At 41.5% G+C, this 16,721-nt stretch carries 13 protein-coding genes and 1 pseudogene; 2 read left to right on the top strand and 12 right to left on the bottom strand.

What is annotated here, in order from left to right; genetic code table 11:
* Positions 1-124: 124 nt before the first annotated feature.
* The 4 genes from AC4PM4_RS28665 to AC4PM4_RS28650 form a co-directional block, all read right to left on the bottom strand.
* Positions 125-541, bottom strand: a complete 417-nt coding sequence (locus AC4PM4_RS28665) for a contact-dependent growth inhibition system immunity protein (protein WP_491615145.1) — start codon at positions 539-541, stop codon at positions 125-127.
* A 75-nt stretch (positions 542-616) separates the two neighbouring features.
* Positions 617-1,105, bottom strand: coding sequence for a hypothetical protein (locus tag AC4PM4_RS28660; RefSeq protein WP_491615143.1), 489 nt, complete (start codon positions 1,103-1,105; stop codon positions 617-619).
* A 1-nt stretch (position 1,106) separates the two neighbouring features.
* The gene (locus AC4PM4_RS28655) at positions 1,107-2,402 is read right to left on the bottom strand and encodes a WXG100 family type VII secretion target (RefSeq protein ID WP_491615142.1); all 1,296 of its coding nucleotides are present in this window, start codon (positions 2,400-2,402) and stop codon (positions 1,107-1,109) included.
* Between the two features lie 179 nt (positions 2,403-2,581).
* Positions 2,582-3,385, bottom strand: a complete 804-nt coding sequence (locus tag AC4PM4_RS28650) for a DNA-binding protein (RefSeq protein ID WP_491615141.1) — start codon at positions 3,383-3,385, stop codon at positions 2,582-2,584.
* Between the two features lie 172 nt (positions 3,386-3,557).
* Here AC4PM4_RS28650 and AC4PM4_RS28645 point away from each other — a divergent pair, with 172 nt between their 5' ends.
* Positions 3,558-3,896, top strand: a complete 339-nt coding sequence (locus AC4PM4_RS28645) for a helix-turn-helix domain-containing protein (RefSeq protein ID WP_491615139.1) — start codon at positions 3,558-3,560, stop codon at positions 3,894-3,896.
* A gap of 102 nt (positions 3,897-3,998) precedes the next feature.
* On the opposite strand, the gene AC4PM4_RS28640 is transcribed toward AC4PM4_RS28645, so the two are convergent.
* Together AC4PM4_RS28640 and AC4PM4_RS28635 are read right to left on the bottom strand one after the other, a co-directional pair.
* Complete coding sequence (locus AC4PM4_RS28640; RefSeq protein WP_491615137.1) at positions 3,999-5,297, bottom strand: DUF6575 domain-containing protein; 1,299 nt, start codon at positions 5,295-5,297, stop codon at positions 3,999-4,001.
* A gap of 6 nt (positions 5,298-5,303) precedes the next feature.
* The gene (locus tag AC4PM4_RS28635; RefSeq protein WP_491615136.1) at positions 5,304-5,687 is read right to left on the bottom strand and encodes a hypothetical protein; all 384 of its coding nucleotides are present in this window, start codon (positions 5,685-5,687) and stop codon (positions 5,304-5,306) included.
* Between the two features lie 549 nt (positions 5,688-6,236).
* On the opposite strand from AC4PM4_RS28635, the pseudogene AC4PM4_RS28630 reads away from it, so the two are divergent.
* Positions 6,237-6,772 (top strand): annotated as a pseudogene (locus AC4PM4_RS28630) (IS30 family transposase); the annotation flags it as partial.
* 128 nt (positions 6,773-6,900) lie between these two features.
* On the opposite strand, the gene AC4PM4_RS28625 reads toward AC4PM4_RS28630, so the two are convergent.
* The 6 genes from AC4PM4_RS28625 to AC4PM4_RS28600 form a co-directional block, all read right to left on the bottom strand.
* Positions 6,901-9,138, bottom strand: a complete 2,238-nt coding sequence (locus tag AC4PM4_RS28625) for an ATP-dependent nuclease (protein ID WP_491615135.1) — start codon at positions 9,136-9,138, stop codon at positions 6,901-6,903.
* Between the two features lie 128 nt (positions 9,139-9,266).
* Positions 9,267-10,961: a histidine kinase N-terminal 7TM domain-containing diguanylate cyclase gene (locus AC4PM4_RS28620; RefSeq protein WP_491615133.1), complete on the bottom strand. Its 1,695-nt coding sequence runs from the start codon at positions 10,959-10,961 to the stop codon at positions 9,267-9,269.
* Positions 10,962-11,292: 331 nt separating this feature from the next.
* Complete coding sequence (locus AC4PM4_RS28615; RefSeq protein WP_063565795.1) at positions 11,293-12,066, bottom strand: AAC(3) family N-acetyltransferase; 774 nt, start codon at positions 12,064-12,066, stop codon at positions 11,293-11,295.
* Positions 12,067-12,256: 190 nt separating this feature from the next.
* Positions 12,257-13,681, bottom strand: coding sequence for an L-arabinose isomerase (gene araA, locus AC4PM4_RS28610; protein ID WP_491615132.1), 1,425 nt, complete (start codon positions 13,679-13,681; stop codon positions 12,257-12,259).
* A gap of 271 nt (positions 13,682-13,952) precedes the next feature.
* Entirely contained in the window at positions 13,953-14,648 is a 696-nt protein-coding gene (locus AC4PM4_RS28605) for an L-ribulose-5-phosphate 4-epimerase (protein WP_063565793.1), read from the bottom strand.
* Between the two features lie 175 nt (positions 14,649-14,823).
* Positions 14,824-16,449: a xylulokinase gene (locus AC4PM4_RS28600; protein ID WP_491615130.1), complete on the bottom strand. Its 1,626-nt coding sequence runs from the start codon at positions 16,447-16,449 to the stop codon at positions 14,824-14,826.
* Positions 16,450-16,721 lie beyond the last annotated feature (272 nt).

Below are 16,721 nucleotides of genomic sequence, written 5' to 3'. Positions count from 1 at the left end.
TTTGTTCAATAAAAAGAGACAATTCTGGTTGCGTGGCCTGAATTGTCTCTGAAAGGTGAGTATGCTGGTACCTTTGCCTTTAATAATTCGTCCTAAAAAAAGATCAAGATGCTAATCTCTGATGTTATCCCTGATACAGTTCTAATTTCTTCATGAAATTAGTCAACAACTCAGTATACTCTTCCTGATCCTCTTCATCAGCCCATTCAATATTAGACAGGTTTCTGTTAATATCCTGGAGCAAAGATGCAAGCTGTGATACATCTTCAAATTGATTTAATTCAATCGAGTAGAGTATTTTTAATAAATGACCATCATACATTTCCCCAGCAAGTGGATCACCTTTTAAAATTTCCAAAGCTTTTTTTATACCAAGATCCATAAAAACATTTTGAGCTAGCATTCTACTAACATCTTCTAATTCTATCTCATCTATTGTTTTATCGATAAGTCTGTTGTACCACTGATCCAAAGGATACTCAGATTCCTCTGTCTGAATATTTTGATTTAGTGAGTATATCTCTTTAATTGGTTTGTTCATTCATTCCAATCTCCCGCTGGCAGGATTAACTTATTATTCAAAGATAGAACAAAAGGTTCAGCTCTATTTGTAATATTAAATCATCTTCGGATCTTTATAGCACCAATCAGAGTCATAAGTCATTGAATGTATCTTTTGTATATCTTCCCAGGTGTAGACCCAATCGTAATCAGCCACCCAAAAATAGTCCGATCTATTAAGATTCAGATATTCATAAACAAAACTAAGAATGACCCCTTCTGCTCCAAACACTTCCTCTATTGTCCCCACTCGAATGAGTTCGTAATTAGGATCTAAATCAAGATCTTCATAGTCACTGAATATTACACTCTTATTTTCTTTTGCCTTCACATACATAATGAATTGATGATTATTCTCCTCACTATTATAGGAATGAGCCAGTATATTCAACGTTGTAGAAGAAAATATTCCGTTTTCAAGATTTTTATGATTATCAAATAAAAGTCGGTTGTCGGAGTTAAACACCGCAATCATGGTGTCGGATAAAAATTTTTCTGGCGTATACTTCTCACGCTCCGTTAAGAAAAATGCAGTGGTTCCCATTTTATTTTATTACCTCCTTTAATTTTTCCAACGAATTGACGACGGTAACGCCATAAGACTTAATATCTTTTAACATGCTCTCATGCTCATCTCTTAGTTTATTTAAGGGTTTATCGATATATAGGATAACTTTTTTGTTCTCAGGATTGAAGAAATCAGGATGATCGCGCTGAGTCATTTTCAAAAATTGCTCAGAGTCTACAGCTTTAATGGAAGCCTTCACTTCAATTATTACATCATTAGTAACAACATCTAAATCTCCGGCAGGTTGACCATCTTTTTTTAATACCTTTAATCCAAATCCAACGATTTCTGTTTCGTCTCTTACAAAATTAGCAACCTTTGCTTCCGTTGCTTTACCAATGTTGGAGCTACCCAAAAAGTTATCAACATCCCGATTAATATTCTTTGGATGCTGATCTACCCATGTGAGTTCAGCGCCAGCACGGTTAGTGTACGTTGTTTTGCTCTTTTCCTTAACTATAGTTCCGCTATTTGTAATCTTTTGTGTATTCACAGAAGCAACAGTCTGTGCCTTATCACTCTTCGCCTTAGCAGCCTCTATATTCTTCTTAATTTTCGCCACGGCTGGACTAGATGATGGTAAGCGAAATGGACCCTTGCCTCCCGGAACACTCCCACGAACCATCTGAATCGCCATAAACACTTGGGCAAACTTTAGAGAGGTAACCATGGTTCGAGCATAAGAATCAGAGACAGTTTCTCCTGTATAGGGATGTATTCCGTTCTGGAATGCCTTGATCTGTAGTGTGAATATATCATCCCCAGGTGGTTCAACCTTCACACCTTCCATGCGATTAACATCCAGATGTCCATGATCCTTCTCATACGCCTGAAGGGCAGCCTGATCCGCATCACCATCCTCGTTGACAGGCATCCACACCCACTTTCCAAACATATTGATTTGTGCCATCCGATATCCCTTATCACCCGAGCTTGAATTACCTGCTGAATTGGTCATGATTGCTGCGGCACCGACTGCTCCAGTTGCACCACCCAGACTTACCAACTGAGCATCTGCATCCTGGAAGCGCGTAGCGATGTCCTTCAATTCCTTGGATGTACTCACCATACTCTCCAGCGCTTTATCCAGTATAGGGCGCGATTGCTCAAACTCATAGTAAAATCGCTCCTGCGTCGCACCCATCCACATCATCTGAATGAACATGATCTGTCTCGTCAGATCACCCCGTATACTCTCCAACTGTTGTCTGGCCTGATCCACCTGATTTGATACGTGATGCAGTTGTTCAGGGGTTACTTTGATTGTACTCATACGTTTCTCCGCTCATTTAAAATATGATTAACCTATGTTAGCAGAAGTTTATAATACAGGCCATCCGGCTAACATCCTGATTTCACCATGATAAAAACATAAGCTATACCCCTCATCGGTGCTATGGTCCTATATGCCTTTACCCATTTCAAAGCACTTATCACCAGCAAATAACCCCATTACCCTATCTCCTCCAAAAACGTCCGATACCGCCTAATCTGCTCCCCCGTCGCATCTTCCCGCAACGATTCCATTAGTGCTGCGCATTTTTTGAAATACCGATTCATCTCTAGCTCATCCGCTAATCTGATTGCCTGCAAAATGAACTCCACCGCTTTCTTTCTCCTTCCCATCCTTTGTTCGTACAAAGCCAGGTGATAACAGTAATGGTACATATCGTCGTTGTTTGAAGAATCTATTTTTACACCAACACCCTGAACCTGATTCGCAAACATATGTAAAACTCGATCAATCTGCCAACGATACCGAACCGCTGCCTCCACAATCGCTCTTAGACCTGTTATACATGTCTCTGGATGCTCTAGCAGAAAATTCACATACTCCTCCAACAACTCTGCATGCCCCGTTTCAATCTCCAACGCATACCGATTCACCTGCGCTCGATGCCTGAACTCCTGCACTACCTGCATTCCCGCATCATCCAGCTCTTCCATCCACCCTAGCTCTGCATACTGATTGATACACGCACGCGCCTGATCCACCTGTCCCATCTTCCGGTGAGCCAACCCTCGCATCTGGAGGCTGAACCCGTGATAATAGATCAACGGATGCTCAGTATGGATGTATGGTAAAGGTAATCCCTTGGTACGGTGCTCCTGTCGCTCTTCATGAATGCACTGCACACATTGATACAACATGTCCGCCCTCTCCATTACCTTGTTCCAATTTTCAAAAGCCTCAGCCATGTCCAACATTTCAACAATAATATCCGGTTTAAGTGATTTTAGGATAGATTTTCGCAAAGAGAAGCCCTCCTTTGATAGTATAGGCATAATGATTTCCTAATTACTCCTGTGAGGTAATGATATTCATTCATTATACTACTTAAAATGCGTAAATAACACCATTATTGCTATATATTTTAACCTGACTTTTATGACTCATCTTATCTAAGCTTATTATGAGGTGATTCAAATGTCAGAGTTACGCCAATTAATAGGTACACGAATTAGAGCAATGCGAAATGCCAAAGGACTTACTCAACAAAAGCTGGCTGATATTGCTGGGTTAGATTACAGATATATTGGATCATTAGAAAGAGGCGAAAGAAACTTTTCCATTGATACTTTGGAGAAGGTTCTAGTCGCCCTGAATATTGGGATTAGTGAATTAATGCTATCTGCTGAGAACCAAAATGCAGGATTAAAGCAAAATGTAATTGATGAATTCATTTTAGGCATGAGTCAAATGGATACTGAACAGATACAAGCTGTTCAGTTTATAAATCAAAACATAATGAAACTAATTAAATAATGCTGGTAGATTAGATTTAGTATACAAAATAGTCCACTTTTCTTGACATTGTCTTATGGAGAGATAATAAATACCTACAATACATAAAGCACTTTAGAAAATCTAAAGTGCTTTAATGCCTACAAGTGTATTTGAAGTTGTTTCTTTACCAGATAAAAGATTAATCTCAATTGTTTCTTCAACAGTCGCTTCTACCCTCAAAGGAACCGTAAATTTTTTATCTCTGAGCGCTTTGGATATTGTACCGTAAACATGCTCATCTTTATCTGTAATTAAATTAAACTTATTACGACTAACATTGATACCTACTAGATCACCAGCTATTTTTAATGTGTTGTGTTCATGCTTCGTTTCTTCATTAATTGCTTGAATAGCGTTGGAAATTACAGAACGGTCTAACCGTGACACACTATGCTTTGAATCGGGTGAAGCCCACTCAGCGGTTAGTTCTATCTCTTCTTCATTAAGCAATTTAAGTAATTCATAGTAAATTTTCGTAACTTTTATATTAAGATTTCCTATACACTTTTTAAATTTTTGTATATTTTCTGTAGATTCAATTAGTTTCATTAGTTCCTGTAAAGTTTGAGATAATTCCGTGTCCCCTAGTAAATCAGATTCGACCTCAGACTCTAGTCTGATACCAAAAGAAGCGGCATAAAGTCCCACAGCCTTAAGCTTTCTTTTACTACTTTGGTTCCTATCAAGCTTATATCTCCCTGACTGTTTTTTTTCTAATGACATATAGTTGACGATCTCTTGGGTGTACACCAAAGCAGAACCTAAAATTAAAGCATCCATTTCATACTTATGAGTTCCTTTAACATTAAAAGATAGATCCAATACGTCCCTTTTACTAAAAAGTGCTACCTTCCTCGTATCACCTTTAGGAGGCAATTTACTCAGTTGTTTGTTTTGCTTTCTTTCTACGGGTTCAGTTTTACTTTTGTAGTATTCTTCTTTAATCACTTGCCCACTATTAGCCACCTGACTTACTACTGTTGTACTAGATTTAAAATTCTCATCATCAACAATTACATCTACAAAGGAATCCTCATCAGGTAACTCATCTTCAATAATACTTGAGATTTTCCTTTTGCTAATTACAACTTCCCCTATTCCCTTGGCAGGAGTTACTACCTGAAAAATGTTTTTTCTTTCAGAATTAATGATTACTTCTCTCAAAGATACTTTTCCTGTATTTACACCTCTTAGCCTTTGATTAGAAACAGGCACATAGAACCAAGTATCTGTTGTCGGGGAAGTATCTATCCAATTAACTATATACTTTTTTCCAAATTCACTAACACATGAAAATACCTTTGGACCATCTATGTATTCGTAAACATCAATTATTTTTAAAAAACCAATTGGTAATGGCAGTTTAAAGTCCATATTCATTCCCCATTATTTAAAATATTGATGAACTGTTTGCCCTCTATAAACCCACCAATCAACATGAGAGGTTGTATTTGACTCATGGACAACACCTGTATTATGCTTAATTGTCCCCTCAGAAATGTATCCATTTTTCCTATATACCGGAATCTTTCTTTTCTGCTTTATTACATCCTCCATTTTTTTATATACTGATATTGAAGCAGCTTCACAATCAGAACCAGGAGGATATTGCTTTCCGGATTCAATGTGACTTAGAAAATCTTCTGCTATAGGTGGGTTATTTAAAGCCAATCTATAAACTTTCTCAATATCCTTACTTTGTGAAGATCCTGGTGGACAGTTTTCTTCCGGCATTGGGCTTCTGTAATTATTATTATGGCCAATATTCAAAAATACCTACCCCTAACACTTATTTTTGATTTAAGCTTTTATTTAGTGTCCTGTACAGTTGCACATCCTTTCATCAGAAAGATATCTAGGCAGTGTGGAACTTGTGAAGATCATGGGCTAAGCTTTATTATTTTCGTATCTATCATACTTTAACGGCGAGCTCTTACATAACTACACTCCCTGAACCGAAATCTATAAGCACCCTTTTAATTCAATATCACTAATCTCTCAAAATTATATGAGTTGATGTAGAAATTTAATTTGTGTAGCTTATTCAAGCTCATAACAATTGTCTACTTCTAAAAATTTAATTTTAATTGATTTTTCACAAAAAAAATGTAGATATATGTCGAAATAAAAAATATATATATTCGATATGGCACATTAGCCCTACACTAACTGTAAAAAGGGACATCCAGCGAGATGTCCCTCATTAATAAAACTGACAGATTGTAATATGAAGTGCGACACCTGCTGTGCTGGAAATAAATAAAAAAGGGCCCATGGCCGGATTCGTTTAGAATGAAGTCACCACAACAACCATGCACACAAGGAGAACGTCAAAAAACCTTAGAAACAAGTGGTAAATTCACCATTGGCCGGACGATTTCAGAGCGACCGAAAGAAGTACGTTCAAAAACATTTGGGCTGGGAACTGGATACTGTCGTATCCGGTGGGGGGAAAAGTAAGGGTGCGTAGCCACGTCCATTGAATGGAAGACCCGTCTATATACCGCCATTCTCATGCCTGATCGTACCGCATTGTCCATGGAAATTGCACTCGGTGTAGTCATTTCACAGTACCCTAAAGGCACTTTCCTTACGGCTACGGCAGACAGAGGCAAGGAGTTTGCTTGTTATATAAACGTGGAAACCACCCCTCGTTTGAACGTTTATTTTGCCATTCCGTATTCTTCCTGGCAACGCGGTTCCAACGATAATGGGAATGGCTTACTGCGAGAGTCCCCCCCAAGGGTACAGATCTCGATCATTCACTCGATCTAATTAATAACAGACCACGAAAATGTTTGGGCTGGAGAACTGTTCACGAATCTTTCACAGAGGAACTGTCGCACTTGGCTTGACAATCCGTATATAATAAAAAAAGTTCATCTACAAATTATAGAATACAATTAAAAAAGACGTAACAGGAACTCCATACCATAGGTGTTCCTGTTACGTCCAATACTTAAAAACATCACTAATAGCATAGTTACATTAATTCATTTTTAGATTTCTCATGTAAATTACAACTTTTCAAAGCATCATCAATTATCACCTTAAGAGATCGTGGCCACATCTCTTCTAAAATCGAATTAGTTAGTAACTCTGCATCACTTTGTTTTTTCTTGTATCTCACTCCATATTTCTTACATATAGCATCGATAACTTTATCTCCAGGTACTATATTTAATTTGTTTTTTTGCCACAACGATTCAAATTCCTCAACTTCATGTTCTATTTGATCTGTATACTTAGTTAATAGATTTTGGCTCATTTCGACTAACGCTTCTAACCCTTCTTTGACATGGATAATAGATTCTCCAAGAGTTGTAACAACATTAGTCCGTTCAATTAACCTATTTAAATGAATAGATTTATGATATTTCCAACTCAAACCAAGTCTAAATGTTTCGCTTTTATACTCCTCAATATACTGATCTAACAAATTCTTTATGTCATCAATATTTGGGGATATATTTTTAGAACCAGACTGTATTAATTTCTGAGTAATAAATGTCGTAATAATCTCAGGCACCAAGAAGAAACTTTCCATAGATCTGACTGGCAAGACTTCTAATTTACTAAACTTAGGATGATTATCTACTAATTTCTTAATTTCATCCAATCCTTTACTGTCTTTGTCCACTATAAACAAGGTTTTTAGTCCATATTTAGAAAACATACCCAGAGTATTCGCGTTTGCATAATACATGTAATTTCCTACTCCAGACATTTGTACAAACCCTATATCAGAGTAAGAAATATGGGGATAATATTGTGTTATATAGCTTCTGATGACAAATTCATCAGTGGGGCCCTCAACAAAAAATAGAAACTTAGCAAACACAACAGCACTTAAATCGACACCCAGTTCATTTAACAACTCAGTAATCTCATTATCTCTCAATGAAGTCGCAGAGGTGTTTTTATTTTCTTTCCTTATAAGAAATATGTTACTGGTATCAGATCTATCTATAAAACCAGTCGAGTGCGTTGTAGTAAATATCTGTATTCCGTGTTCTAACGAATATCTTACTAAATGAAAAAATAATTTTCTTTCGAGGCCGAAATGAAGATAAACCTCAGGCTCTTCTATTAAAATAACTTGGGGACTAGTAAACTCTATATCTAGCAATAATCTAAGGGATTCTTTAATGCCAGTGCCATTAAGATCTACTAAAAAATCATCAATATCAATTTCAGCTGTATTATCCTCTTCGTCACTTGTGTAAGCACCGATTGTTGCTCCTAAAAGGTCTTCAACAGTTCTTTGTAAGTTATTGTATTTTTCGCCTTTACCTCTTTTATTTTTTAACCTTAACAACTGTTCTGCATCTTCTTGATCAATCTCAGCCTTTTTGTGTAATTCTCTTAAGATCTGTGTTCCTTTTATAATTTCCAATAATTTATGTATATGCATTGGAACCTGTTTTGAAACACCTGAAAATAAAGTGAATTCATTCTGGTACGAGGAATTTTCGACTTCCCCTATCTTCTTATCCAAACTTTCTATCTCCTCAGATATTAGTCTCCTAAACTCCTGATAATCAGTTGCCTTTTCAATAAATTCGTTTAAATTGTCAAAAACATCTTTATATCTCGGAATTTTCACGATCGCTCCTCTTTCACGAGCTCTTCTAAAGGTGTGACTATCAATATTCTCCAATGCATCGTTCATTTGTTTATACTGTTTATTAAGATCCTTCTTTTTGAGCGCTTTCCCAACAAATTCATTAATCCCATTTTCATCGATTGAAAAGAGAACCGTTTCTTTAATTCCATTAGAGCCAAAAGGGCTTTCATCAGACAGTGTGATTTTTTCAATATACGAAAATATCCCACTAAATTGATCATTGCAAAAACACTTTGTATACAGGTTAATAACTTTTAGATTTTTCAAGTTTTCAACCGCTGCGATCAGCTGTGGATATTCTTCTGTCATTGTATTAAAAAAATCATTTTTCATTTTTATCTCATTTGTGTTAAAAATTAATGATCCGCTAATTGCTATAGCTTCATTAAATTGTTTATTCCTAAAGTCATCCTCTGAAAAAACTTCGGTTACCAAGGAAGTATCCATCATACTAAAGAAATAATTGATCGCACTAATGACTGTTGATTTACCTGCATTATTCTTACCAATAAACACATTAAAGCTTCCTAAATTTTTTAGACTTAATAATTCAATGCTTCTGAAATTACGGACATTTAGACCAACTAATCTCAACGAATTCACCCTCATTTTGTATTTTTCACAATCGTTTTATCTTGAATAATATACCATTTCACTTATGAATTAGCGACATTATAAAAAACGTATTTTCCGGTGGATTCCTAATAGTCTCACAGCCCTGTCTAAACAATTCCCCGTTCAAACGCCGCAAATTCAATCCGATTACGCCCATTCTGCTTCGCCTGATACAACGCCTTATCCACCGCAGCGAACAGTTGAATCAGATACCCCTCCGGGTTATCCGGTACATGCTCCAATTCAAAATCCTCAATGGACAAAATTCCTATACTGATCGTAATGGACACCTGTTCAATCTCGTGATCCACTACAATGCGGTTGGACTCTACCGATAATCTCACGCGTTCTGCAATTTGATTAGCCACGTCATGCTCCGTATGCGGAAGGTAGATCATAAATTCCTCCCCGCCATATCGGGTTAGAATATCGGTGCTCCGAATGGATTCTTTGACAGCCTGAGCCGTGCGATGCAGCACTTCATCCCCGATGACATGTCCGTAGCGATCATTGATCGCTTTGAAGTAATCAATATCCAACAGTATGAGTGAAAACGGCGTTTTATATTGAATGTTGGTGATAACCTCGTGATTCAGATGTTGGGTCAGATAACGACGGTTGTAGCAGTTCGTCAGACTGTCCGTCAGGGCGAGTTCTTCCAGCTTGCGATTGGCCTCGGACAACTCCAGACGAATGCGATCCAGGGCATGATTACGCTCCTGAAGCGTCTCATTCTGCCTATTCATTTCTTTGACATAGAAGCGCTCTTGAGAGACATCCTGGAACGTAAGGATATGACCCCTGGGTGCGCGCGCAGCATCCACAATGGGAGACGCTTGGAGGATATAATGACGGATGTCATCCCGCCCCACGAGTACTTCAATTTGAGACAAGGTATTGTCTTTTTGCTTATACTCCTCCAGGAACTTCTGGCGGCTACCCTCTACACGAACAAAACCCAGAAATGCCTCCATATCAAAAGAATCCCCCACATGCAGATCCATGAAGGATCGGGAGGCTTTGTTCAATTCAATAATCATCTCATTCTCATCCAGTACAAGGATGCCGTAAGGAATGGTATTGATTACATCCTCATGGGCGATGGAAACCAGATCAAACACATTGTACCTTTTTATGACATAGACGAAGAAAAGGTCGGACACGAAAATCCCCAGCGAAGTCAGTCCGGGAATGATGAACGGTAAATACGCTCTTAGAACCACATTAAGCAGAGCGTCGATTGTTGCAAAAGCAGCCAGCACGAATATGCCCCATAGCGTAACTTTCACCTGATTTTTAATCATGGAGGACGTTCGAGAAGAATAAAGTGCCCGGAACAAAATAAAGAGGGACGTTACAAAGTAACTCACGAGTATAGCCATGACAACCCAGAACCAGTGTCCATATTCCCGCTCGATATAACCGCCTTCCAGCGGAGTTACAAACCAGCCCCACGGGTTCAGGATCACGCCAACCGCTCCAATAACCGCAGGGATGAACAATAGTAAGGATTTTTTTTGGCCTATTCGCTCCGCTTCACCCGTAATGAAGATCGTAAGCAGCAACCAACCACTCCCTAGTAAGGAAACGGCGACAAAAGATAACGTAACATAGAACAACTGCAAGCCGGGGTCCTTCGTCAACGTACTCGCAAATTGACAGAATGGCCAGAGCATCATCAACCCATGAAACAAAAAGTAAACCTTATGTAAGTTCGTAATTCTAACCGTTGCAAAAACATATACGTATACACCAAACAATAGGACGAATAGAAAGAGATCATACCATACTAATGGGCTCACGAATCTTCTCCTTTTTGCATGCGACAACGAGGATAGTATTGAACTGGGTTATTCCTTAACGCTATGTGAATCTTCGATAAACCTATAAAAGATATTCCTATATTATTGCTATTGGTTAATTTAACCACATCTTATCACACCGCTAATGGGGTGAGTAGCCCATACAATGGCAAACCAACCAACCTCTGTTTGAATTTTGCGCAATTTTTGCGTTTTTGTGAATGAAATTGAACGTTTAGATGTAAACCGGGAGGAAAGAAGACCTTGTTAGCTGTCGTAAGAAGCAAGCAGGTACATATGTAGAGCCCTCCGTCACCGGACGGCCCTCTCCTCATTCGTGTACAGTAGTCAAAGGCAAATTGTCCGAGAACAAATCCGGATTATCTTGGAGCATGCTCGTGATTACTTCCGTCAACAAGGCCGCATCACACACTCTGACAACCGCATCGCCAAGCTGCCCCTTACGCATCGCACCTTTACGTTCAAGAACGTCATCCACTTTCCAAAAATGCTCCGACCACGACAATCCGCAATGTCTCCGAGAAGGCACCGAAATTTCGGTTCCATCGGGTAAAACCGTGCGTAACATCTCAGGCTCATCCGTTAATCTGCCTGGGATGTCGACCCATTCTTCGATACCATGGATAAACGTATTCCGTTTCAGATCAACGCCCACCAAAAGGATGGTTGCCTTCCGATCGAGCAGCTTCCCCCAGGCCGAGCCTCTAGCACAAGGTGTATCGAAAAGATGATCGTCCTTCGTAAATGCTTCGGCGTCGCGTCCCAGAGCAGCTACCGAATGTGTAGGGTGCCAAGAACGTACTACTTCAGGTCGTTTGCGAAATAGCTCAGGCAGAATACCGACACAGCATGGTGAGGATTCCACGTGGAACATCGGATTGTCCGCATTGATCGTGGACCATGTATGCGTTGGCAATACCAGCAGTCCGTCCTTCATATACTCGGTCAATGCATCCAACACCGTATCCGCACCGCCTTCGACTTCGCCCATGCTTTTCATGGAAGAGTGAACGAGCAGCGTCCCTTGATCGTCAATGCCAAGCTGGCGCAGTTGGTGGAGCAAACTTTCTTGGGTATGTATCATTAATAGATAACCTCCTTTGGGCTATTATAGCAAAATAGAACGTAGACGACGGTACTAACGTTATCCTTTGTATTGGAGAGAGCATGAGACCCGTTTCAGGCCATACACCATGCGCCTCACGGCAAGACAAAGGGCCGGGGAACCCCCCGGCCATAAGGAAAGAATTTGTATAAGTTCATGATTAACAAAACTATTTAATCACAACGTACTCCAGGTTCACCAATTTCGCATAGGTCACGATTTGATCCGTAGTCAGGTTCAAAGATACTACGGTATGGTGACCGCCGCCATTCTCGATCCAAGCTCTAACCCCATCCTGGAAGTTAGGCTTCACATTCCACAATACACGGGCTACCGGCAGATTAGGTGCTGGAACGGTCGGTTCAAATGCAGATACTTCGTTGATCAGCAGTTTGTAATGTGTACCGAAGTCTGCCATGGATACCACGACACCTTCGCCTGCTTTGCCATCAAATACAAGACGAGCCGGATCTTCGCGATCGCCAATACCCAGTGGGGACACAATGATTCTCGGTTTGGTGCTGGCAAGTGTCGGATCTACTTCAAGCATGTGAGATTGCAGGATCGCTTCCTGTCCAGCAGCCATCTCGTATGTGTAATCTTCCATGAAGCCCGTATTCTCGTTATGGGCCATGATTTTCAGTAAACGATCCAGCGCAGCTGTTTTCCAGTCACCCTCACCGGCAAATCCGTACCCTTGAGCCATCAGGCGTTGGACAGCCAGACCCGGAAGTTGCTTCATGCCATGCAGATCTTCGAAGTTCGTGGTGAAGGCACTGTATCCACCCTCGTCCAGGAAACGTTTGATCGCAATTTCATAACTTGCTTGTACACGTACGCTAGCTTCCCAAGCTTCTTTACTGTTCGTGCCATAATCGAATTCATACAACTCTGCATACTGAGCGATCAAATCATCGATTTCTTGCTCCGTTACGGCATTCACGTATTGCACGAGGTCGCCGATACCGAAATAATCGACAGTCCATCCGAATTGGATCTGTGCTTCTACTTTATCGCCTTCGGTTACGCCCACATTGCGCATGTTATCACCGAAGCGAGCAACTTTGATGTTAAAGCTTTCATTATAAGCTACCGCTACGTCCATCCAATCCGCAACCTGCTGCTGCACTTCTGGACGCTCCCAGTAGCCAACGACGATTTTATTTTGTTTTCTCAGGCGTGCATTGATGAAGCCATACTCACGGTCACCGTGAGCGGCTTGGTTCAAGTTCATGAAGTCCATGTCGATTGTCGCCCATGGAATACTTTCATTGAATTGTGTTGCGAGATGAAGCAACGGTTTTTGCAGTAATTTCGTACCCCGAATCCACATTTTTGCAGGCGAGAACGTATGCATCCAAGTGATTACACCCGCTACCTCGTCGCGATAGTTCACTTCTTTCATGATGCTCGTGATTTTATCTGCGCTTACCGCCAAATCCTGCAATACGAGCGGGTATGGCAGAACGCCGCTTGCATTGAGGGCATCCGTAATTTTCTGTGCGTTGGCTTTAACCTCACCCAGTGCTTCTTCCCCGTACAGATGCTGCGAACCTACGACGAACCAAAACTGTTTAGCTGCTGTTGCTGACATGTAATCATCCTCTTTTCATTTTTATAGTTGAACAAATGGGTTACACTTACCACTCCGATTGCAGTACCATCTTCCGATCGCTGGTTATCCCCGGATTTCTTTGATCAATTTTAATAAGGATGATATCCGGTTATAAAGGCGAGCGCTTCGCTTCTACAGATTGGTACTGCACTCTCCGTTATCGTGTAAAAGTTTGATACAACTTCATTGGTAGTAGTAACAAACAACTTATTCGCTTGAATTATTATCAACCGATCGCTACATAACCAAATTACTTCTGTCCGTAGTAGGCGTCTTTTCCGTGTTTCCGCAGATAGTGTTTATCCAAAATGCCTTGCGGCAGTTCTTTTGCAAAGTTATTCAATTGCCGCGCATACAGGTTCATTTTGCATACTTCCTCCAGCACGACGCTGTTTACAACCGCCGACTTGGCGTCTTTCCCCCATGTAAACGGTGCATGTCCATGAAGCAGAACTGCCGGGATTGCCATCACATCCAGCCCGCGCTGTTCAAATGTTTCAATAATGAGACGGCCCGTCTCCGCTTCGTATCCGCGATCAACTTCATCCTGGTTCAAGAAACGGGCACAAGGTACGGCACCATAGAAGGTGTCAGCATGCGTCGTCCCCATCACGGGTACGTCCAGACCAGCTTGCGCCCAGATGGTCGCCCAAGTGGAATGAGTATGCACAATGCCGCCGATTTCCGGGTAATGTTTGTATAGCACCGCATGTGTCGCAGTATCCGAAGAAGGCCTCATGTCCCCCTCTACTACATTGCCGTCCAAATCCACCACTACCATGTCGCTCGCTTTCATCTTGTCATAGCTGACACCGCTCGGTTTGATGACAAACAGACCACTTTCCCGATCCATCGCGCTGACATTACCCCATGTGAACTTCACAAGTCCGTGCTTCGGCAGCTCGAGATTCGCCTCATAGACCTCTTCTTTCAGTTGTTCTAACATGTTATTCCCTCCCGTTCTCTAATAGTGCGTGTTCAAAAAGTCGGTTTTCAGTACCGAGAAGATGGGATGAAGCTAGAAATGGAGTAGCGGAGCGTAGATAGAGCTACGTGAGCAACGGACATTTCGGCTGAATTCCATATTCGATGTTGATGATGCCACTAGGCATCCTTCGTAATCAAAAGCGGTCTTTTTGAACAACCTCTACCAGATGATCTACCGCCGCCTGCTCAATCGCGAGGCCCTTCCGATAGCGTTCGATAAATGCTTCAAACCCTTTGACATCCGATGCATCCGGTACAACTTCCTCACCCTGAACATCGCTGAAGACCTTCTGTTCCAGGAACACATCCAGACTCTCCCGCTGATCCTTGTTGATCATATACGAAGCCAGAAGCGCCATACCCCATGCGCCGCCTTCACCCGCTGTAGACATGACTGACACCGGCACGTTCATCGCTGCGGCTACAATCCGCTGACCGACGACAGGGGTCTTGAACAGACCACCATGAGCCAAAATGCTGTCAATCGCCACATGCTCGTTCTTCGTCAAAATGTCCATGCCAAGCTTGAGGGCACCAAAAGCTGTGAACAGATGTGTACGCATGAAGTTCGCCAGATTGAAGTTGCTTTCCGGTGAGCGGACGAACAATGGACGGCCTTTATCGATGCCCGTAATGTTTTCACCCGAGTAATAACCGTAACTCAGCAAACCGCCACCATCCGGGTCAGCCTCCAACGCCTTATTGAACATCACGCTGAACAATTTGCCGGTGTCGACTTCGTATCCCATCGCCTCGGAAAATTCACGGAATAATCCAAGCCAGGCGTTGATATCGCTGGAGCAGTTATTGGCATGCACCATGCCTACCGGACTACCGTCCGGCGTCGTAACCATATCGATCTCGGGATACACTTTGGACAATTCCTTCTCCAAAACGATCATCGCGAATACGGATGTGCCGACGGAGATGTTGCCCGTACGCTTCCTCACGCTATTCGTTGCTACCATGCCCGTTCCGGCATCGCCTTCTGGCGGACACAGTGGAATGCCTGACTGCAAATCATTCGAAGGGTCGAGTAGCTTGGCTCCCGCTTCGGTTAACTCACCAGCATTCTCACCAGCGAGGTAAACCTTGGGAAGAAGGTCCTCGACCTTCCACGGATAACCTTTACTTGCGATCAGTTCATCGAACTGCTTGATCATGGATGGGTGATAGTTATGCGTAGACTCGTCGATTGGGAAAATGCCCGAAGCATCGCCGATACCGATGGCTTTATTGCCCGTCAGCAGCAAGTGTATGTAACCAGCCAGAGTTGTCAGGTGATCGATGCGAGGCACATGGGTCTCTTCGTTCAAGATCGCTTGGTACAAATGAGCGATGCTCCAACGTTCCGGGATATTGAACTGTAGAAGATCCGTCAGCTCCCTCGCAGCCCTCCCGGTGGTCGCATTACGCCACGTCCGGAACGGTACCAGCAGTTCTCCCGCGCTATCCAAAGCGATATATCCATGCATCATGGCGGAGAATCCGATGGAACCTACCGTTTGCAACGTGATTCCGTATTTCCGCTCTACGTCTTGCTTCATCTCACGATACGCAGTCTGAAGACCTGTGATAATATCCTCTTGGTTGTACGTCCAATATCCGTCTTTCAGGAGGTTCTCCCATTCATAACTGCCTGACGCGATGGTCTCAAAACGTTCGTCAATCAGCACCGCCTTGATCCGCGTCGATCCAAATTCGATGCCTAGTGAAGTGGCTCCCTTGGTAATCGCTTCTTTCATATCCACATGACTCATGATCACGTAGTCCCCTCTCTGACCACATTAGGTAAAAGTAAAAATATAATTGGCTTAAAGATGATTGAATTGGATTCATATTTCGGTTTATTGAAAAGAATGCGCTTTCCTTTTCTGACAGCCTTAGTATATTTTTTGTACGTACATTTGTCAATAATATATAATAGTTATACTTACATTAGTTGAGATATAACGTCTAAACGATCTCATTTCTGTGCTTAAAAGGTTATTTTGTAGGGTACACATTTCTGTTTAAGGATGGGAATTGTACG

The sequence above is a fragment of the Paenibacillus sp. MDV22-iso6 genome (genome assembly GCF_058408365.1).
Note: the sequence above shows the minus strand (reverse complement) of the source record. Positions and strands in the feature narration are given on the sequence as shown.

Excerpts from the sequence above, each read along its gene's own strand:
- AC4PM4_RS28600 (WP_491615130.1), bottom strand. The coding sequence starts at position 16,449 with ATGAGTCATGTGGATATGAAAGAAGCGATTACCAAGGGAGCCACTTCA.
- AC4PM4_RS28665 (WP_491615145.1), bottom strand. The coding sequence starts at position 541 with ATGAACAAACCAATTAAAGAGATATACTCACTAAATCAAAATATTCAG.
- AC4PM4_RS28645 (WP_491615139.1), top strand. The coding sequence starts at position 3,558 with ATGTCAGAGTTACGCCAATTAATAGGTACACGAATTAGAGCAATGCGA.
- AC4PM4_RS28640 (WP_491615137.1), bottom strand. The coding sequence starts at position 5,297 with ATGAATATGGACTTTAAACTGCCATTACCAATTGGTTTTTTAAAAATA.
- AC4PM4_RS28655 (WP_491615142.1), bottom strand. The coding sequence starts at position 2,402 with ATGAGTACAATCAAAGTAACCCCTGAACAACTGCATCACGTATCAAAT.
- AC4PM4_RS28605 (WP_063565793.1), bottom strand. The coding sequence starts at position 14,648 with ATGTTAGAACAACTGAAAGAAGAGGTCTATGAGGCGAATCTCGAGCTG.
- araA (WP_491615132.1), bottom strand. The coding sequence starts at position 13,681 with ATGTCAGCAACAGCAGCTAAACAGTTTTGGTTCGTCGTAGGTTCGCAG.
- AC4PM4_RS28615 (WP_063565795.1), bottom strand. The coding sequence starts at position 12,066 with ATGATACATACCCAAGAAAGTTTGCTCCACCAACTGCGCCAGCTTGGC.
- AC4PM4_RS28660 (WP_491615143.1), bottom strand. The coding sequence starts at position 1,105 with ATGGGAACCACTGCATTTTTCTTAACGGAGCGTGAGAAGTATACGCCA.